General features: G+C 59.7%; 19 protein-coding genes and 1 pseudogene. 10 read left to right on the top strand and 10 right to left on the bottom strand.

What is annotated here, in order from left to right:
* A pseudogene (locus tag ACGYLD_RS12105) lies at positions 1-349 on the top strand (hypothetical protein); the annotation flags it as partial.
* Positions 350-651: 302 nt separating this feature from the next.
* Here the strand turns inward: ACGYLD_RS12105 and ACGYLD_RS12100 are convergent.
* A complete protein-coding gene (locus tag ACGYLD_RS12100) occupies positions 652-2694 on the bottom strand; it encodes a TonB-dependent receptor domain-containing protein (RefSeq protein ID WP_271692150.1) in 2043 nt (680 codons plus the stop codon).
* A gap of 201 nt (positions 2695-2895) precedes the next feature.
* Here ACGYLD_RS12100 and ACGYLD_RS12095 point away from each other — a divergent pair, with 201 nt between their 5' ends.
* Genes ACGYLD_RS12095 through ACGYLD_RS12070 form a run of 6 tightly spaced genes read left to right on the top strand, consistent with a single transcriptional unit; the run spans position 2896 to position 7781 of the window.
* Complete coding sequence (locus ACGYLD_RS12095; RefSeq protein WP_271692149.1) at positions 2896-3948, top strand: hemin-degrading factor; 1053 nt, start codon at positions 2896-2898, stop codon at positions 3946-3948.
* The gene (locus tag ACGYLD_RS12090) at positions 3945-4832 is read left to right on the top strand and encodes a hemin ABC transporter substrate-binding protein (RefSeq protein WP_271692148.1); all 888 of its coding nucleotides are present in this window, start codon (positions 3945-3947) and stop codon (positions 4830-4832) included. Before ACGYLD_RS12095 ends, ACGYLD_RS12090 begins: the two co-directional genes overlap by 4 nt.
* A gap of 4 nt (positions 4833-4836) precedes the next feature.
* Entirely contained in the window at positions 4837-5904 is a 1068-nt protein-coding gene (locus ACGYLD_RS12085; RefSeq protein WP_394402681.1) for a FecCD family ABC transporter permease, read from the top strand.
* On the top strand, positions 5901-6683 hold the full coding sequence (locus ACGYLD_RS12080; protein WP_271692146.1) for a heme ABC transporter ATP-binding protein: 783 nt from the start codon (positions 5901-5903) through the stop codon (positions 6681-6683). Before ACGYLD_RS12085 ends, ACGYLD_RS12080 begins: the two co-directional genes overlap by 4 nt.
* Positions 6684-6736: 53 nt before the next feature.
* A complete protein-coding gene (locus tag ACGYLD_RS12075; protein WP_271692145.1) occupies positions 6737-7444 on the top strand; it encodes a ChaN family lipoprotein in 708 nt (235 codons plus the stop codon).
* Positions 7445-7466: 22 nt separating this feature from the next.
* Positions 7467-7781 (top strand): antibiotic biosynthesis monooxygenase, encoded by a 315-nt coding sequence (locus ACGYLD_RS12070; protein ID WP_333909701.1) that lies wholly within the window; start codon positions 7467-7469, stop codon positions 7779-7781.
* Positions 7782-7990: 209 nt separating this feature from the next.
* On the opposite strand, the gene ACGYLD_RS12065 is transcribed toward ACGYLD_RS12070, so the two are convergent.
* The 6 genes from ACGYLD_RS12065 to ACGYLD_RS12040 all read right to left on the bottom strand — a co-directional run bounded on the left by ACGYLD_RS12065 (position 7991) and on the right by ACGYLD_RS12040 (position 11950).
* The gene (locus ACGYLD_RS12065) at positions 7991-8497 is read right to left on the bottom strand and encodes an MFS transporter (RefSeq protein ID WP_271693848.1); all 507 of its coding nucleotides are present in this window, start codon (positions 8495-8497) and stop codon (positions 7991-7993) included.
* Positions 8498-8499: 2 nt separating this feature from the next.
* Positions 8500-8880: an MFS transporter gene (locus ACGYLD_RS12060; RefSeq protein WP_271692143.1), complete on the bottom strand. Its 381-nt coding sequence runs from the start codon at positions 8878-8880 to the stop codon at positions 8500-8502.
* Between the two features lie 14 nt (positions 8881-8894).
* A complete protein-coding gene (locus tag ACGYLD_RS12055; RefSeq protein WP_276153918.1) occupies positions 8895-9200 on the bottom strand; it encodes a hypothetical protein in 306 nt (101 codons plus the stop codon).
* Between the two features lie 589 nt (positions 9201-9789).
* A complete protein-coding gene (locus ACGYLD_RS12050; protein ID WP_271692141.1) occupies positions 9790-9936 on the bottom strand; it encodes a hypothetical protein in 147 nt (48 codons plus the stop codon).
* 34 nt (positions 9937-9970) lie between these two features.
* Positions 9971-10942: a hypothetical protein gene (locus ACGYLD_RS12045; protein ID WP_271692140.1), complete on the bottom strand. Its 972-nt coding sequence runs from the start codon at positions 10940-10942 to the stop codon at positions 9971-9973.
* Between the two features lie 756 nt (positions 10943-11698).
* A complete protein-coding gene (locus tag ACGYLD_RS12040; protein ID WP_271693847.1) occupies positions 11699-11950 on the bottom strand; it encodes a metal-sensitive transcriptional regulator in 252 nt (83 codons plus the stop codon).
* 221 nt (positions 11951-12171) lie between these two features.
* Here ACGYLD_RS12040 and ACGYLD_RS12035 point away from each other — a divergent pair, with 221 nt between their 5' ends.
* Positions 12172-13074, top strand: a complete 903-nt coding sequence (locus ACGYLD_RS12035; protein WP_276153919.1) for a DUF305 domain-containing protein — start codon at positions 12172-12174, stop codon at positions 13072-13074.
* A gap of 580 nt (positions 13075-13654) precedes the next feature.
* Positions 13655-14068 carry a hypothetical protein gene (locus ACGYLD_RS12030; RefSeq protein ID WP_271692138.1) on the top strand — a complete coding sequence of 138 codons (414 nt, stop codon included), beginning with the start codon at positions 13655-13657 and terminating at the stop codon, positions 14066-14068.
* A gap of 21 nt (positions 14069-14089) precedes the next feature.
* Here the strand turns inward: ACGYLD_RS12030 and ACGYLD_RS12025 are convergent, their stop codons facing one another.
* Positions 14090-14314 carry a hypothetical protein gene (locus ACGYLD_RS12025; protein WP_276153920.1) on the bottom strand — a complete coding sequence of 75 codons (225 nt, stop codon included), beginning with the start codon at positions 14312-14314 and terminating at the stop codon, positions 14090-14092.
* 269 nt (positions 14315-14583) lie between these two features.
* On the opposite strand from ACGYLD_RS12025, the gene ACGYLD_RS12020 reads away from it, so the two are divergent.
* The gene (locus tag ACGYLD_RS12020) at positions 14584-15438 is read left to right on the top strand and encodes an SDR family oxidoreductase (protein ID WP_271692136.1); all 855 of its coding nucleotides are present in this window, start codon (positions 14584-14586) and stop codon (positions 15436-15438) included.
* Positions 15439-15536: 98 nt separating this feature from the next.
* Here the strand turns inward: ACGYLD_RS12020 and ACGYLD_RS12015 are convergent, their stop codons facing one another.
* Entirely contained in the window at positions 15537-16553 is a 1017-nt protein-coding gene (locus tag ACGYLD_RS12015) for a cation transporter (protein WP_394402677.1), read from the bottom strand.
* Positions 16550-17305 carry a transporter substrate-binding domain-containing protein gene (locus tag ACGYLD_RS12010; RefSeq protein WP_276155509.1) on the bottom strand — a complete coding sequence of 252 codons (756 nt, stop codon included), beginning with the start codon at positions 17303-17305 and terminating at the stop codon, positions 16550-16552. Before ACGYLD_RS12010 ends, ACGYLD_RS12015 begins: the two co-directional genes overlap by 4 nt.
* Between the last annotated feature and the right edge of the window lie 180 nt (positions 17306-17485).

The following is a 17485-nucleotide window of genomic DNA, read 5'->3' as shown; positions in this document are numbered from 1 at the left end:
TCTTCATCGGAATCTCCTCGTTCATCCTGCCGAGAAAATTCTACTTCCGCATCCCCTTAACATCGGGGGGGATTACCCCCCTAACGAGATGCGCACCGCCAGGCCGCATACCTTTAACTATACAGATCCACGTTGTGTGAACTGCAGTGCTTTCATGACCAGCGAAGAAAAATATATGATGGATATGCTATGTCATTTGCGCAAAAATGCCGGTGCGAAGGCCCATCTGAGCGCCATGCTTTTGTGTGAAGGCAATGATCCGACCGCGCTTCTTGCTGCCGGGAGCAATCTTGTGGCCGTCATAAATGAACACTGTCTAGCGGACGTGCTTAAAGCCCAGCTACATTAACCCGAAATCAACCGGTTCATTGACAAAAACGGCGGTCCCAAGGGCATACTGACCATATTCCGACCTTGCGTTCGCAAAGGCGATCCCTTGAGCAACGGTCGAAACCGATAAGTGCGAACGTTGCGATAGAAGCGCCAGCATCGCGTGGACGAAGTCCGTGGGCGCAATTGACTTGTCTAAGTTGCACAGAAAGTACTGACACAACCCGTGGTCTGTCGGAAACTGAATGACCCGTCGTTTTACAATCTGCACGGTTCTTTTTGGGGTCCACTGCCGCCGTCGGCGACAGTGAACCTGATCATTTAAAAAGTTTTTGAAAGCGACACTTTGAACGTGCGACCCGGCGCCTTCCGGCTGGGCGACGACAGATGCCCAACGTAGTCTTCGTCAAGAACATTCTCTATTCCGAACCGGGCTTCGGTGCCAGCCAGCCAACCCTGCGCTTGGGGTTTCCATGTGGCGCGCAGGTTGTGGACCGTGCTGTCGGATAGGCTGCTGCCCGTCGAGTCGCGTCGATCCGAGCTATGAACAATTTCCCAACTCACATCGACGAAGTCGTTCAATTTCTTGCCCAGGGTCAATTGGGCCCGGTTCGCCGGTGAGTTGCGCCATGTGTTCGAGGTGCCATCCGGGTTATATTCGGTGCCCTCTCCCAGATGACCCGCAAAATCCAGATAGAACCCGTTATTCATACCATAGGAGGCTTCCACCTCGAAGCCGCGCGATTTGACGTGATCTAGGTCAGTTGAGGTCGAACCGGCCACAGTATAGCTGGTGATGTCCGACAGTTCCGTATGGTAAAAGTTGCCTCGAATAGTAAAGCTGTCGCCTCCGTCAAAGATGCCATTGCCAGTAAATTCTGCGCCCAGCTCGACGGTATGCGACTTCTCGGACATGCCGATGCGACGCTGTGCCGTTGCGCTGGTGCCAAGATCGTCAATGATCGGCAGGCCTTCGGTATAGGCCGCGCTGCCGAAGACCGACAGGCCGTTGGCAAAGTCATATGCCAACGCCAAGCCCCCCATTACGGCGGCTTTGTCATAGCTGTTGGGCGCAGGTGATAGATTGACCGCACTGTCGATTTTCGAATGCTCGTAACGCAGCGCCGGAGTGACGGTAAATTGGCCCATGGTCATTTCATCCACGACAAAAAGCGCGACCCGATCATTGGTTCCACCGGGGGCGCCGGCGCCACTGTTATCCGCCCGAACGCGCCTTTGTGCTTCGACCCCGGCAAGCATGTCGTGCGACACCGACCCGGTATTGAACAGGGCTCGGTTTGTCACGGTTAGCTTGGTCGTTTCATAGCGCTGATCGGCGTTCACGGTTCCTACAAGGAAGGGAAAGCTTGGCGTTCCTTCAAGCGGTGATGAGCCGGGAATGTAGTCATATTCGATCTTCTGGTCCGCATGGGACAGGTTGGCGCGCAGATCAATCAGGTCGGACGCCGGGTCAAAGCGGTATTCGATTACTGTCTGCTCGGTCTCTGTCAGCCGGTCTACGTTGCCGAACATGCCGCCAGTCGTGTCGAACTGATCATAGGGTACATCTTTGTCATCTGCGACAGTGCTGGAATGGCTGAAAGTGACCGATTGATCGTCATTCTCGCCGAATGTGAACTTACCCTTGGCCAGATAGGAGGGGGTGCGGAATGCGCTATTGCCAATGGTACTCCCGTCACCGGCGGTCAGATCATTTTGATCGCGCAGAGAGTAGTTAAGCAGAAATTCTGCCCCTTCAGCAGGCATCCATGCGAGGTTTGTGGAGGTGACCCAGCTGTCCCCGTTGGTCCCGAACTCGAAAGTTTGGGAGCCGCCGAAGCCGGGCATGCCGCCCAGAAAATCGCTGGCGTCCTTGGTTTCCAGCTTCACGACCCCGCCAATGATACCAGACCCGTAGGCGAAACTGCCGATCGTGCCGCGCAGAACCTCGACCTCGCGATAGAGAAAGGGGTCGGTGAACAATTGTGTGCCAATCCGGTAGAGCTCTTCCGAACCGACCGAGGCGCCGTCAATCTGCACGGCAATCTTCTGATCGGTTCCGTAGGTCGTATTTGCGCCGAAACCGCGAATGTTGATCCCCGACCCTTGTGGCGTCGTACCGTTAACGAGCGTGACGCTCGGTACTGAATCGATGAGTTGGGCCACCGTACTGGCTTGCCGGTCTTTGATCTCCTCTTCCCCCACTACCGTACGTGACAAGGCGGTTCCAAAAGTGAGGTCCCGCTTACCCGGCGTTAAAACCAGCGTGCCGAGGAAGCCGGGATCGGAGTCTTGCGCTGCCAATGGAGCGGCAAGAGATAAGCAGACAAGCGCAGTTGTTCCGCGCAGAAGTGTTCTTGGCATTTGTGCCATCCTTTAACGGTGTCAGACCACGGCTGGCAAAGGCTGGCGGGGCGTATGTTGGGGAATTTTTGCCGCGATGTATCGCGGCGCCTTGCTCAATTAATATTAACCGACTAAATTAGTCAAGATTAATGATCTTGCTACGCACCGTATCCTTCCGGACGCAGCCAACCCATCACTTGAGAGCATCCGAGGATACTAATGACCCATCAAGACGCGATTAGTCCGGCCAGGATTCGACGTTTCCAGTCTGACAACCCAAAGCTGCGCGCCCGCGACGCGGCAGAGGCTCTGGGAATTCCAGAAGCGCGCCTCGTGGCCGCCGCCGCGGGGCAGGGCGCTACGCGCATTGCGGCACATCCCGATCGCCTAATTCCCGCCGCGGAAAAACTAGGTGAGGTTATGGCATTGACCCGGGTGGCGGCCTGCGTCCACGAAAAGATCGGGGAGTACGGCGACTATCACCCCGGTGCTCATGCCGCGATGACGCTGACCGAAAATATTGATCTGCGCATCTTCCCCTCTCATTGGTGTCATGCCTTCGCCGTCGAGATCGAGACCGACGAGGGGCCGCGCCGGTCCTTCCAAATCTTTGACGCAGCGGGCGACGCGGTTCACAAGATCCATCTGCGTCCGGGCTCGCGGCACTGTGCCTGGGCCGAACTGGTCGCCGAACTGGCCTTGGAGGATCAATCGGCCCGTCAGCATTTGCTGCCCCGCGCACCCGTGGAGGGGCCGAAATCACGGCCCGACAAGCGTGACGTTCTCTGCGCGGAATGGGCCAAGCTGACGGATACCCACCAGTTTCTGACCCTGTGTTCGAAGCTCAAAATGAACCGGCTTGGCGCCTATCGGATCGCCGGTGCGCCTTGGGTGCGTCGCTTGGACCCGAAGGCCGCTGACACGATGTTGAGGGCCGTGCGCGAGGCGGGTATCGAGGTAATGATCTTTGTCGGCAACCGCGGCTGCATCCAGATTCACACAGGGCCGATTCACGAATTGCGCCCCATGGGGCCTTGGCAGAACGTGATGGACCCGGGTTTCAACCTGCACCTCAGGCTCGACAAGGTCGCCGAGGTCTGGGCCGTCGAAAAGCCGACGCGGCGCGGGGCTGCGATTTCGGTCGAGGCTTTCGACGCCGAGGGCGGGATCATCTTTCAGGTCTTCGGGGTCGGCAAGGAGGGACGCGACTCGCGCCCTGTTTGGGCTAACATCGTTTCCGGTTTGCCGTCCTGCGCGGAGGTGCCCGCATGATCCGTCGTATATTCAAGGGGGCAGGCGGGTTGGTTGCCATCGGTGCCGCTGCCTTTGCGCTTTCCGCCAGCGCAGAGCAAAATGCGGCTTCAGGAAACGTCGATGCCGACGTGCTGTCGATCGGTGGCTCAGTGACTGAGATCGTCGTTGCACTCGGAGAGCAGCACCGGTTGAAGGCACGCGACACGACCTCTACCTATCCGCCCGCAGTTGCCCAATTGCCGGACGTAGGCTACATGCGCGCGTTGTCGCCCGAAGGCGTCCTCTCGGTCGATCCGGCGCTGATCCTATCGGAAGAGGGCGCTGGCCCGCCCGAGGCGCTTGACGTGATCCGCGCCGCCGATGTCGCCTTCGTCGAGGTGCCAGATGCGCTGAGCCCCGATGGGATTCTGCAAAAAATCGAGGTGATCGGCGCAGCGCTTGATGTGCCGGACAAGGCGGCCAGACTTTCGGCCGAGGTCAGCGCCGCGCTATCAACCGCGATGGCCGATGCCGCGCGCCCGGAGGGCGAAAAGAAGCGCGTCCTTTTCGTACTGTCGACGCAGGGGGGCCGGATCAACGCTTCTGGCACCGGCACGGCCGCCGATGCACTCATCCGGATGGCTGGTGGGGTGAACGCGATAGGTGATTTCGAGGGCTACAAACAGGTTTCCGACGAGGCGGTGGGACAGGCTGCGCCCGATGTAATTCTGATGATGGACGGCGGCGGCGACCATGGCGTGGCAGATGATGAGTTGTTCAACATGCCCGCAATCCGGATAACCCCGGCGGCACAAAGCCGGTCGGTCGTGCGGATGAACGGCTTGCTTATGCTGGGGTTCGGTCCGCGTACAGCCGAGGCTGTCAACAGCTTGAACGCAGCGCTGTACGGCGGCGGGAACTGAAGCCGTGGTATCGACATCGGAAACCTTTACTGTTCCGGCAGACCGGCTGCACCGCGCCCGCAAACTGCAACTCGCGCTCGTGCTGGCTCTCGCGTTGGTTAGCGTTCTAAGTCTTCAGGTGGGGCCAACCGACGTCAGCCTTACGGCCGTGCTGGGCCATCTCGTCCGTAACGAGGGGCTCTCGCAGTTGGAGGCGGTGGTTCTGTTCGACATCCGCCTTCCGCGCTTGGCGATGGGGCTTATGGTCGGGGCTGCGTTGGCAGTCTCGGGAGCGGCGATGCAGGGGCTGTTCCGCAATCCGCTGGCCGATCCGGGGATCGTCGGCGTAGGCGCCGGCGCCGGGCTGGGCGCGATCCTTGCGATCGTTCTTGGCGCGTTGCTGCCGGGCTGGGTCATTGACCAGACCGGCAACCAGCTTGTGCCTTTCGCCGCCTTTCTGGGCGGTTGGGGCTCAACGCTGCTGCTGTACCGGGTGGCAACGCAGCATGGTCAAACTTCGGTGGCGACCATGCTCTTGGCAGGCATCGCCCTTGGCGCGCTGGCCGGTGCATTGTCGGGTATTCTTGTCTACATGGCAGATGACCAGCAATTGCGCGACCTGTCCTTCTGGGGATTGGGCTCGCTTGCCGGGGCCAGCTGGGCCAAGGTGCTCCCTGCTGGGCCACTCATCTTGCTGTCACTCGGTGCGGCGCTGACGTTGGGGCGGGGTCTCAACGGCTTGGCATTAGGAGAGGCAACGGCGGCCCACATCGGCATTGATGTGCAGCGGTTGAAATCAATCGCAATTCTGGCCGTCGCTGGTGCCACCGGCGCGGCGGTGGCTGTCTCAGGGGGGATTGGCTTTATCGGCATTGTGGTGCCGCATCTGCTGCGTCTGGCCTCGGGGCCCGATCACCGAACCTTGCTGGTCAACGCGGCGCTCTTGGGGGCAATCCTGCTCATCTGTGCCGATGTCATCGCCCGGGTGGTTATCGCGCCAGCCGAATTGCCTATTGGCATCGTGACCGCGGTGCTGGGGGCGCCTGCTTTTCTGTGGATACTGCTGAAGCGACGGGGGTTGGTAACGCAATGAGCCTGATTGCCGAAAACATAGAGGTCTCCTACGGTTCGCGGATTGCCCTGCGAGGTGTAAGTCTCGACGCACAGCCCGGAGAGATCACCGCGATCGTGGGCCCAAACGGTTCGGGCAAGTCCACCCTGCTAGGCGCGATCACGTCCACACTGCCCTATTCGGGCAACGTGCGCCTGAACGGACGCGATATTGCCACGCTGAAACCATGGGAACTGGCCGCGCAACGCGCTGTCCTACCACAAGCCTCAACGTTGGCCTTTACCTTCACCGTGCTCGAAGTCGTTCGGCTGGGGCTGCAATCGGGGATCGCAGGCGCGCGCGATGACGTTCCGATGCGTGCCTTGGCGCGCGTGGGTCTGTCGCATTACGCAGACCGCAGTTTTCATGAACTGTCTGGCGGTGAAGCGCAGCGGGTCATGCTGGCGCGGGTTCTTGCGCAGGTTTGGCTACCCGTTGCCGAAGGGCAGCCACGTTGGCTCCTGCTGGATGAGCCGGTGTCGAGCCTCGACATCGCGCATCAATTGCAGGTGATGGAAATTGCCCAAGATTTCGCACGCGCCGGGGGCGGCGTGATCGCTGTCATGCACGATCTGAACCTCACTGCGCTTTTTGCCGATCAGGTGGTGATGCTGTCGAACGGTTCTCGCCTCGCCTGCGGCGCACCGGGCGCGGTTCTCACGGATCAGACCCTGTCAGCCGCCTACGGGTGCAGCCTGAGAGTCTCCACCCCACCGGCAACCGGCTTACCCTATATTTTGCCCCACGCGGCATCGGCTTGAAAGGCCCCCTTATGCGACTAGTCGTTCTGCTTTTTGCTCTCGTTTTGCCAAGCATGTCCCGTGCCACGCCCGATATCGTGATATTGGGGGAGGTTCACGACAATGCGCAGGCTCATTTAGGGCAGGCTGAGGCACTCAGAGACTTGCGACCGAGCGCCGTGGTCTTCGAGATGTTGACCGAAGCCCAGGCCGCCCGCGCTGACGCTGACCGCAGCCAGATTTCCAGTGCCTGGGAGGAAAGTGGCTGGCGCGACTTTCCAATCTATGCGCCGATTTTCGAGGCGCTCGGCAAGGCGCGTATCATCGGTGCCGCAGTGCCCCGCGCGACGTTGCGCGCGGTTTATACCAACGGCGCAGAGGCGCATTTCGGCCCAGAGGCGACCCGATATGGTCTGCACGAGGCGTTGCCTGAGCCGGAAAAGAAGCACCGCATGAAGCTGCAGTTTGAAGCGCATTGCGAGGCCATGCCGTTCGAGATGATGGAGGGTATGGTCACAGCGCAGCGCTTTCGCGATGCGGCTTTCGCGCGCGCGGCGCTTTCCGCGCTCGAAACCTACGGCCCTCCCGTTGCCGTGATCGCAGGCAACGGCCACGCTCGTATCGATTGGGGCGTTCCTGCAATGATCGCGCGAGCCGCGCCCGGGGTCACGACCCATGCTATCGGTTTCGTTGAGGGTGATACCGACGTTCCTTTCGACGAGATCCGTATCGTTCCGACCGTAGATCGCGACGATCCCTGTCAGTCACTTAGAACTGAATAAGGAGTCCCATTTGTATTTAGCTATGAACCGTTTCACTGTGCTTTTGAAGAATGCCGCCGAATTCGAGGACCTTTGGCTTTCCCGTGAGAGCAATCTGCAAGAAATAGACGGTTTCCTGTCGTTCCACATGCTAAAGGGACCTGAGGTTGACGACTCTATTCTATACGCCTCACATACCATGTGGGAAGGTTTGGAGCATTTTCGGGCATGGACCACCAGCGCGCAATTCCGGAACGCGCACGCCCGCGCCGGGCAGGGGCCCAAGCTGTTTGAAGGTCCACCCCAGTTTGAGGGTTTTACCGCGCTTCAAAAGATCGAAGCGTTGCAACCGCTGTAATGCTGACAGGTTGCAACAATGGTGCAGAACTCGGCTGGATGAATTGGCGTGTCTATTTAGTCACCAGCAGAATTCTTGAGGGTTAAGGGTAAGGCGATAGGTATTTTTGCAGCACGTATGGGGCTGGCGGGGCATTACTGGCTGATTTGGGGATAATGTCGCATTGCCGCAAGGCAGCTTCGAGCCCGAAGCGGACCCATACCAACGGGTCAGAGCCGGGTACGCCGCGGTTTTCGCATAGCGATAAATATCATCGCGACAGCTGAAATGCCCGCCCCGACAAGAAATGGTGTTGCCGATCCCGTGCTGTGCCAGAGCCACCCGGCAAGCGTATTCCCCAGAAGCACGACCAGGCCGGTCACAAGATTGAACGTTCCAAATGCGCTGCCCTTCAGTTGGTCCGGCGTCGCGGCAGCGATTATGGCGCCCAGCAATCCTTGCGAGAACCCCATGTGCAGACCCCAGAAGACGGTGCCGAGAACATAGACCCAGGGGGTCATGGCAAGAGCAAGCGTCAGATGCGCCGCGACCAGGAATCCAAGGCTCCAGATCAGCAGACCCGAAGTCCCCAGCCTGTCCGAGAGCCTGCCGACTGGAAATGCCGTCAGGCTGTAGGCCGCATGCATGACAACGAGGGACAGTGGAACCCAGGCCGGCAAGAAACCGGCCTCGAGGGCCTTCAGCAGCACGAAAGCCTCGCTGAACCGCGCCAGCATGATCACAGAGGCCAGTCCGATTGCACCCCAGACTGCACGATTGAGCCGGAGGCATCGGCAATCCGGAAGTCACCGCGCTTCATTGGATGGGTTTGTGCTGGCTCCTTCACAAGGAAGACCAGCACAATCATGCAGAGCGCCGCGGGGAGAACGGCAATCCAGAAAACTGACTGAATGTCGCCTGCGAATGCGATCATGCCCGCGACCGCGACGAGCGACCCCAGGAAGCCGCCGAGGGCATCGAGCGACTTCCGCAACCCGAAGCTCGCGCCGCGGATCTCCGGCGGGCTGGCGGCGGCAACTAATGCGTCGCGCGGCGTGCCCCGAATGCCCTTGCCGACCCGATCCATGGCCTTCGCCAGAACGATCTGGTCCAGGCTCATCGCCCAGGGAAAGATCAGGCGGGACAGCGCTCCAGTCCATAGCCCAGAACCGCCAACGGCTTCGCACGTCTGCTGACATCGGCCAGCACGCCGGAGAGGAACTTGGACAGTGTGGCGACCGCCACAGACAAGCCCTCTATGAAGCCGATCGCCAGAGCCGACGCGCCCAGACCACCGGCAAGATAGAGCGGGAGCAGCGCATTGATCATCTCCGAGGAGACGTCCATCAGCAGGCTCACGAAACCCAGCATCCAGACAGTGACGGGCACAGGTAGGCGTTTCGGGACAGCGTTGTTCCGTTCGGACGCAGAGAAAGTCATGGTAGCTCCAGGAAAGGTGCATGTCCTCAAAGCACGCGCGCGCCTAACAAATCAATGGCAGCTTCGTCCCTCTCAGCGGACCTTGCTGCACCACGCAGCGAAGGGCGAAAAAATTCGCATAGCTTGCCTCCGCAAAATGAAAGCCGCCGAGATAGATTCTACGCTACTATCAATAGTGTTAAACTCTCACTGCTGAAACTGTGGATCGCTAGTTCATCGGATCGAAAACCGCTTTTACGTTTAACGATTTTACGATAAACTTCTAAAATTAAGTGAAATGCGGCTTTATGACATCGCTGGGAACCGGCTCTACCTCAGCATTTTAGTGAACGTTTGTTCAATCAAGTTAAGAAAGGGTGGCAGTCAAGGCCGATAAGTTGGAGGCTCGATTTGCTAAAATATCTTTCTGCCATTGCTTTTTTCATATTGTCCGGGGCACTGGTTGTTGTCGTATCGAGCTCGATATCGCCTAGAGTGCCGGAAACCTTTCAATGGGTTCGGATGCTGTTCACCTTCGGATTGTTTGGGTTGATTGGTTTTGTCTCGGCTAGAATAATAAGGGGAAACTAAGGTTTTCCATCTCGTATGCTCAGTTCCAGCGAGCTTCAGTTTCCTTTTGGTTAACAGGCTCAGCTCTCGCCGGTAAGTCCGCATTGCAGTCATCAGCTCCGTCAAAATGCTGCGCTTCAATGCCAATGTCCGCTTCGGAGAACGCCGCAACGCCGCGCTTGGTCATACGGTCAACGGCCGGTTTGACGGTCAGCCTCAGCTTATACGGGGCCTCCATTCAGGAACGATATGATTGCGTCAGAAACATCCTTGTGGATCGCCCGGCGTGCGTCCAAAGAACCACCACAGATCGATGCATCACCTTCTTCCTCCATCAGGATCTTCGGTCCGGCGACCGTGCAAGCGGCGAAGCCATCGAATGCCGACGCTTGGGGCATGACAAGGGACGGAGCCGGCTGACCATCAGCCAATGTGCGCGCGAGCTCGCCAAGGGAAATCGATAGCGCCCGAACATCCGCCGGCGTTGAGCCCAAGTCTTCCGAGTATTCCGGGTTTATCGCTATGACCGAAGTCACACGGGGGTCCCGCGCCATCCCGGCAAGGCCGTCCGGATTGGTGGCCGACATGTCGACACCTTGGGCAGCAAACCACCCGCAATCCGGTCCGGGCTGCTCTCTTTCCGGCGCGCAAGAGTGAAGGTAGCCGGTGACATCCAGCTCCGCTCCGCCGACGGACAGGGCAGCGGTCGCGCCAAGTGCAAATCCTGCGACTGACACCGTGGTTTCATCAATTCGCGGCCCCCAGGTTGAATCGGCCAGCACCAAGTCAATCGCGCGGCTGATATTCTGTGGTCTTTGCCAGATTTCGTTCACAGCAGCTTCGGCGTTGTCCGGGCGCTGCGCATTGACTTCGGCCACAACAAAGCCTGCCCGTGCAATGGAGGAACTGAGCCAAGCACCCGAGTCGGTCGCGGACCGCAGGCCGCCATGTGATAGGATGACCAGCGGAAGCGAGCTTTGCGTGAACTCCGCATTTGGCGCTGCTGCAACCCCTTCGAAAACAGGATTTCCGCCGACAGTGCCTGATGATTTTTCCTCAGACGGATACCAGATCGACACGGACAGAGGGAGCCCGTTTTCGGATGTGTCCCGGAGATGGGCCAGCCCCGGAACGGTTTGAGCAAGAGAAGGCCCTGCGGCCAGGATCAGAGCCAACGACAGACTAAATTTCATTCCGGAACTCCCCGTGCGGGCCAAAAGACTATGCTACTTTATCATGGGCCTACTGAAAAAGGGCAATGACCGCTCTGGGCGGGGAGCTGACCTTTAGGTGCCCGATCTTTCTGCCAAATGCCACCGATGTCCGGTTTGGCGAGGCTGCGTCGCAACGCGGCCTGTCGGACGAATGACGGCATAGGGCCGGAAGCGTCGGTCTTCGTCGCGCCCGACGACCATGATAATTAACTGATGGCATCGCTAATCACCTATGGCTTCAGCGCTGAGCAAGGCGGTTGTAGATGCGGAAAGTTTTAGTGGCAAAAAATGACCCGCCGTGGTGGCAGGCCAGCTGGCGCCAACGATTTCCGACATCAACTAAATCAGTGCTTTAGGTATAGGTCGGTGGCAGATCGCGCCTGGCCGTTTCGGAAGCGCTCGGTTTTATAAACTGTCGAAAAATGAGTTTGCGGAATGCCGATCCCAAAGGGTCGGCATTTTGCGTTGTAATTCAGGGGGCTGAACGCACAGCCTGCCATCCGTTCCGAATTTCACGGGCAGCACATCGTCGTCTTTCGGCGCCAGAGGACCGCGGTTTCAATCGCCGTGGCCCCTTCCTGCAAACGCCAAACAACGCTAAAAGCTGAGGGGGTGATCCCAGATGGATTTCAGCCACAACACCACTTGACCGTCGCGGACCTTGGCCCGGAGCGCAAAGGCAAGTTGAAAATTCCGTTGATGTCGCCGCCTGCAAAGCCCTAAACCGCTGCCCCTTCAATCCCGCGCCTTCTCCAGCGACGCAACCAACTCACGGAACTTCTGCCGCTGCTCCTCACGGTCGCCGGAGAGGATCGCCTCTTCCATACAGTGGTTGGCGTGATCTTCGATCACCAAGCGCTCCACGGCGCGCAGGGCCGAGCGGACGGCGGCGGTTTGCACCAGTACGTCGACGCAATAGCGCCCCTCGTCGACCATCCGCGTGACGCCGCGCAATTGCCCTTCCAGCCGCGCCAGCCGCTCGAGGATCGCTGCCTTGTTCTGCTTCCACGTCTGATGCCTCCACCCATCGGAACTAAGACGACCGTCGCCGGTTCACATTCCACATGGGGGTATCTGGGGCCGCCTCACTCGCATTCTGCCGGCGCGTTCCAAAAGCCCCCATTGGCTCTGGCGATCATAGCCTCCCCGGCCCTTGATTGCCACGGAGCCAAACCGCTTCGCGCATAGAGTTGATAAAGGAGACACCCATGTCCTATTGGCGTTTCGCCGCAATGATCGCGACCTCCACCATCGTGATGTTTGGCCTGATGTACCTCAACACCTACGCGTTCGAACATGTCTTCTTCAGTGAAACGCGGACCTATATGGCGCTGTTGATGGGGGCCGTGATGGCGGTCATCATGCTTAGTTTCATGTTGTCGATGTATTCGAGCAAAGCCATCAACATCGCCATCTATATCGGCTCCATCGTGGTCTTCGCGCTCACCCTATGGCTGGTCCGCAGCCAAGTTACCGTCGGCGATACCAGCTATATGCGCGCTATGATTCCGCACCATTCGATCGCAATCATGACCTCTGAGCGGGCTGAGCTTTCCGACCCACGCGTGCGCAAACTGGCCGATGACATCATTGCGGCACAGCGCAAGGAAATCGCCGAGATGCGCAGTCTGATCGCCGATATCGAAGAGAAAGGCGATGCGGTCGACCCCGAGCTTGGCAAAGCAGAAGGTGCGGCGGAGGTCGGCACGGTGGAAGAGGCTCTGTTATCGGCGGACGTGGCCGCGGTCGACCCGGCGGCGTTGACCGCAGAGGATGTAGACAGCTTGCTGGGGGCTGAGGCCGCCTGTCAGTTCAGCCGCACCAACGAAGGCGATCCGAGCCTCGTGATGGCGGGCACCACCGGGGGCATTAAATTGTCGGGCACCTTGATTGAAATGCAATCCAATGAGAGCATTGACCAAGCCGCCCTTGCCGATGGTGCGGGCTTCACCACCGATGGCGTCGACGTGACCGTTTCCCCCCTCGCCGGGGCGGAATGGACCGATACGGACGGCGACCTGAGCCGCTCGGAAGCCGAGTTAAAATTTCACCTCGACCGGGGACTGACCGTTGGCTACCGCGGATTCTTGGACTGCAAGAGCGAGATGTAACGGGTCGGAAGGGGCAGGTCGGATGGGTGCCCTCCCTTCGGCCACGACTTGCGCAATCTCGCTCCCTCCCAATAGGGTGAGCCCAAACGCGGAGTGCCCAGAGTGACAGCCAGCCTCATAATCGGGATCATCGGCTTCCTGCTGCTGTCACTTTCGCAGCGCGGGGCCGCTTCTGGCGCAGGGTCAAACTTGCGGCTTTGCGCCGCTCTTTGCTGGTTGCCGTTGTGTTTCGGGCCCTTCGTGGCAATTTCGCATATCGTTTTCGAGGCTACGCCGGAATGGCTCTATTGGGTCGGATGGCTGGTGATCGCGCTTCTTGGCGTATCGGTCTGGCGGGCGTCCTCGGGCGCGGTGGAAAGCGCAGGACTACTGACGCGGGTTTCTCTTGCTCTCGGCCTATGCCGTCGCCCCGCAGCCAGGTAATTGGCGGGTCGGGGGAATGATCGCAATTCTGACCGCTGCGGTGCTTTTGTTTTTGGCGAGCGTCTGACCTTGTACCTCGCCTGCGAACTTGGAAAAGACCTTGCACACGGGCAAAGTATGTTAACCTTGCGCTATTGGAACCGGTGGGACGCCGCGAGTGGACGATATCGCCGAGGTGCTGAAAATCGGCCAGCAGGGGGATGACCATCTGCTGGGCAACCGGGGCGACGATCAGCTTTCCGGCAGGGAGGGGCAAGACCAGCTAAACGGCGGCATCGGGCATGACACGGTCGTCGGCGGGGCGGGGTCAGACACCGTCACGGGATGGACCGGCGATGACGTTTTCGGCTTTTCCGAGGGCGAAGTGGCCACGGGCGATATCATCACCGACTTCGCCCCCGGCGTCGACGTGATCCAGCTCTCACTGTCTGGCATCAGGGGGCTCGATGATCTTGAAATCACGGCGCGAGAGGGCGGTGTTGCGGTCGGCCTCGGCGCGCATGGGGTGATCTTTCTGCAAGGCGACCTGACGGAAAGCGCGGTGGCTCAGAATCGGAACTTCGTATTCTAACCGGCCACGCGCAGCCCGCTATCAATAGGTCGCGGGCGGATCGCTGGCGGGGAAGGATTCGTCGACCGCCTCATCCACGATATTCCATTTGCGGGGTGGGTCGATCATCTCGCGCGGGCCCGCGACGCGGACGTGGTCTCGCGCGTGGTCATATGCCACCGCCCTTTGGGCGCGGGACTGGCGGTTCATCAGATAGGCGAGGCTCGCGGCACCGGCGCCGAAGATCAGCAATGCGCTCATTCGCATGGGGTATACTCCTTCTCAAGGTTACCTGAAAAACCATGGGGCTGATGCTTGGTTCCTTGGCCCGCCTTTGATTGGCGGGGGCTTGCCACCGCTGGAAGGGGCGACGCGGAAAGGCGACCGGCCCCTGAGCGCAACACCCGTGATGCGCGAAATTTCTCTCATCCCGCTGCCGCGCTGAAACCAGACCGGCAAAGCGATCATTGCCCCTTTGTAACCCTAGTTTTTTGAACGCCCCGCCCGCGTGGGGCCACAACAGATAGGAATGCACCATGACAGATCAGAATTTTGATGCCCTCGACAGCCCGCAGAGCCAGCCCGGGCGGGAGCATAAGATGGACCCCGCGCCCGATTATACCCCGCGCTACCCCGGTTCCGACCGGCTCAAGGATAAGGTGGCGCTGATCACCGGGGGCGACAGCGGGATCGGCCGCGCCACGGCGCTGCTCTATGCGCGTGAGGGGGCGGATGTCGCCATCGTCTACCGCAACGAAAGCCGCGACGCGGAAGAGACCAAGCGTTTGGTCGAGGCCGAGGGCCGTCGGGCGCTGTTGCTGGAGGGCGATGTCGGTGAGAAAGCCTTTTGCAAAGATGCCGTAAGCCGCACGATGGAGAGCTTTGGCAAGATTGACATTCTCGTCAATGATGCGGGCGAACAGCACGCGCAGGAAAGCCTCGAAGACATTGAAGAAGCGCAGATCGAACGCACGTTCCGCACCAATATCATCGGCATGATCCTGATGACGCAGGCAACGCTGCCGCATCTGAAAAAGGGCGCGCGGATCATCTGTGTCACCTCGATCACCGCCTATAAGGGTCAGGACCTACTGCTTGACTATGCGTCGACTAAAGGGGCGATCCTGTCCTTCCTGCGGGCCATGGCGAGCAAGCTGGCGCCCAAGGGTATTTTGGTCAACGGCGTGGCCCCGGGGCCGATCTGGACGCCGCTGATCCCGGCCTCCTTCCCGGCGGATAAGGTCGAGGAATTCGGCGAAAACACCCCCCTTGGCCGCCCCGGTCAGCCGAATGAGGTGGCCCCGTCGCTGCTGTTCCTCGCCTGCGAGGATTCGTCTTATATGAGCGGGCAGGTGTTGCACCCGAACGGCGGCACGTTGGTCGGCGGATAAGCCAGATGAATGTTGCCCCGCGTGCGATGGCGCGGGGCAAAGTCGATGCGGGGGCGTGGCTGTAGGTCAGTTTTAAATTGGACGCGATGCGCCCCCGGTCACCCCACCGGACGCCGCCGGGCGCCGGACCGCAGCGGCAGAGTGCCGTCATCCGCCCCTTCAATCGTGACCGACTCCGCAATCTCGGTCCGTGGCATGATCGAGATGTCGTGAATGCGCCAATGCAGGTCGAGCAGTTCGGCCTCCGCCGCCTCGACCCTCTCGGGCGTGCCGCCGTTTTCATGCGCTACGACATAGATCGTGCCGGTCAGAAAGCGCCCTTCTTCGCGCAGGCGCAGGCGGCTTTCGCGGACCCATGGCAGCGCGTTGAAAGTATTCTGCACCTCTTCGATCAGCGGGTCGAACTCTTTATCCTCTATCGTGCGCGGCATCTCATCGCTGAGGTCCCGGATCGCCGCGCCGGTGTGTTTGAAACCGTCGTGCAGCACGTCCAAGGCGATCACGATGGCCGCGACCGCATCGGCCCACCACCAGCCCATCCCGATCCCAAGGATGCCCACGATCCCGGCAAGCCCTGTCATCCAATCCGCCTTGTTCATCATGGCATCGGCATAGAGCGTTTTGTCATGGAGGATCTTGGCGGGCTTCATTTTCAAGTGGCCGAAAATGACCGGCATCACGACGCTATAGGCCAGCGCCGCGATCATCACCCAGCCGAACCAAATGGTGGTGCCGAAAAGCTCGACACTGCCGATGGTGGGGTGCTCCTGCTTGAACAGTGCGATGGAAGAGTCGACGATAAGAAAAATTCCGACCCCGCCGAGCGACACGGCGCTGATCAGATAAGCGATTGATGTGACGCGGATATAGCCCAGTGGGAAACGGCGGTTGGGCTTCCATCCTTCGATCCACGAGCCAACCAGAAAGGCAATGGGCGGCACGAAGCTGAGCAGGTCTTCGATCCAAGCGGTTTTCATCGCTTGGCTGCTGCCCACTGCAAAATAGATCGCTGCCACGATCGACCCCAAGACCGCGATCCAAATGACCTCAAGCCAACGCGCGCGGTGCAGCGCCTTTTTCTGCGCTTCGGGCATGGCGCGGATGGAGCGGGTCATGGGGCGGATGCGCGCAAACGCGCCCCGATGGTTCCGGCCTCATCTCGAAGAAAGCCTTCGATCTCCATCAGCCAAGCGTTCTCGCCCTGCTGCACGGCAACGACATGCTGCGCCCGCTGTAGCGTGGTTTCGGTGGCGGTAAGGTCTTTCTCATCAAGTTGCCAATGGGGGACGGCGGCGAGGTTGAGACCTTCCGCCCATTGATCCACCGGAATGCCGCCTTCCTTTTCAACCAGCGCGGCAAGGGGCAGGTGGGGCGGTACGAAAACGCGTTGGCCTTCGATGTCATGGGGCAGGGCGTCTGGCCCCCGGCTGCCGATGACGAAGGACTCCTCGAAATAGGCGTAACTCGGCGCGGCACCTTTTACCGGGGTCACGTCCTTGCGGGTGAAACCCCCGATGGCAAGGTCGATGTCGCCCTTTTCCAACCCCTCCAACGCTGCGAAGGCGCCGAGGTGCTTCCACTCGATGGCCACCCCCAAGGCTTCGGCAAAGGCGCGGGTCAGATCGGCTTCGACCCCCTGTGGCGGCTGGCCGTCTGCCAGCACGACCCATGGTGGGTTTTCCGATACCGCAACGGCCATTTTCTGGTCTGAGAGAACGGTTTTGAGGGTGTCTTCCACATCCCGAGGGAACCGCAGGTCGTCGCAAGCGGCGAGCAGGCTTAGGGCAGCGAGGGGGATCAAAACTTTCAAAACAATTGAATTGTCCACGCCTTTGGCACCATGCGGCGTAGTTTCGCGGGGCGTCATTACATTATTCCTTTGGGCCGGATCGCAGGGGATCAACGGGCGGTTTCCCGAAAAGTTCCTGTTAGGGGCAGCGCGACCGCTGCACACGATGGGTTGATTTCCGCCGGAGCCGCGCTTTGGAGCCACTTCTTCGGAACACCTGCCGCGATCCTCGCGTTCCAGTTGAAACACTCGGTCTGC

It is taken from the genome of Sulfitobacter sp. 1A12056 (genome assembly GCF_043558125.1).
Taxonomy (GTDB): domain Bacteria; phylum Pseudomonadota; class Alphaproteobacteria; order Rhodobacterales; family Rhodobacteraceae; genus Sulfitobacter; species Sulfitobacter faviae.
This window is presented reverse-complemented; position numbering and strand designations above follow the sequence as displayed.

What these genes read in the sequence shown, in the direction of transcription:
- ACGYLD_RS12020 (WP_271692136.1), top strand. Translation starts at nt 14,584, where the DNA reads ATGACAGATCAGAATTTTGATGCCCTCGACAGCCCGCAGAGCCAGCCC.
- ACGYLD_RS12065 (WP_271693848.1), bottom strand. Translation starts at nt 8,497, where the DNA reads ATGCTGGCGCGGTTCAGCGAGGCTTTCGTGCTGCTGAAGGCCCTCGAG.
- ACGYLD_RS12080 (WP_271692146.1), top strand. Translation starts at nt 5,901, where the DNA reads ATGAGCCTGATTGCCGAAAACATAGAGGTCTCCTACGGTTCGCGGATT.
- ACGYLD_RS12050 (WP_271692141.1), bottom strand. Translation starts at nt 9,936, where the DNA reads ATGACCAAGCGCGGCGTTGCGGCGTTCTCCGAAGCGGACATTGGCATT.
- ACGYLD_RS12060 (WP_271692143.1), bottom strand. Translation starts at nt 8,880, where the DNA reads ATGAGCCTGGACCAGATCGTTCTGGCGAAGGCCATGGATCGGGTCGGC.
- ACGYLD_RS12055 (WP_276153918.1), bottom strand. Translation starts at nt 9,200, where the DNA reads ATGACTTTCTCTGCGTCCGAACGGAACAACGCTGTCCCGAAACGCCTA.
- ACGYLD_RS12045 (WP_271692140.1), bottom strand. Translation starts at nt 10,942, where the DNA reads ATGAAATTTAGTCTGTCGTTGGCTCTGATCCTGGCCGCAGGGCCTTCT.
- ACGYLD_RS12035 (WP_276153919.1), top strand. Translation starts at nt 12,172, where the DNA reads ATGTCCTATTGGCGTTTCGCCGCAATGATCGCGACCTCCACCATCGTG.
- ACGYLD_RS12100 (WP_271692150.1), bottom strand. Translation starts at nt 2,694, where the DNA reads ATGCCAAGAACACTTCTGCGCGGAACAACTGCGCTTGTCTGCTTATCT.
- ACGYLD_RS12095 (WP_271692149.1), top strand. Translation starts at nt 2,896, where the DNA reads ATGACCCATCAAGACGCGATTAGTCCGGCCAGGATTCGACGTTTCCAG.
- ACGYLD_RS12015 (WP_394402677.1), bottom strand. Translation starts at nt 16,553, where the DNA reads ATGACCCGCTCCATCCGCGCCATGCCCGAAGCGCAGAAAAAGGCGCTG.
- ACGYLD_RS12090 (WP_271692148.1), top strand. Translation starts at nt 3,945, where the DNA reads ATGATCCGTCGTATATTCAAGGGGGCAGGCGGGTTGGTTGCCATCGGT.
- ACGYLD_RS12010 (WP_276155509.1), bottom strand. Translation starts at nt 17,305, where the DNA reads ATGACGCCCCGCGAAACTACGCCGCATGGTGCCAAAGGCGTGGACAAT.
- ACGYLD_RS12025 (WP_276153920.1), bottom strand. Translation starts at nt 14,314, where the DNA reads ATGCGAATGAGCGCATTGCTGATCTTCGGCGCCGGTGCCGCGAGCCTC.
- ACGYLD_RS12070 (WP_333909701.1), top strand. Translation starts at nt 7,467, where the DNA reads ATGAACCGTTTCACTGTGCTTTTGAAGAATGCCGCCGAATTCGAGGAC.
- ACGYLD_RS12075 (WP_271692145.1), top strand. Translation starts at nt 6,737, where the DNA reads ATGTCCCGTGCCACGCCCGATATCGTGATATTGGGGGAGGTTCACGAC.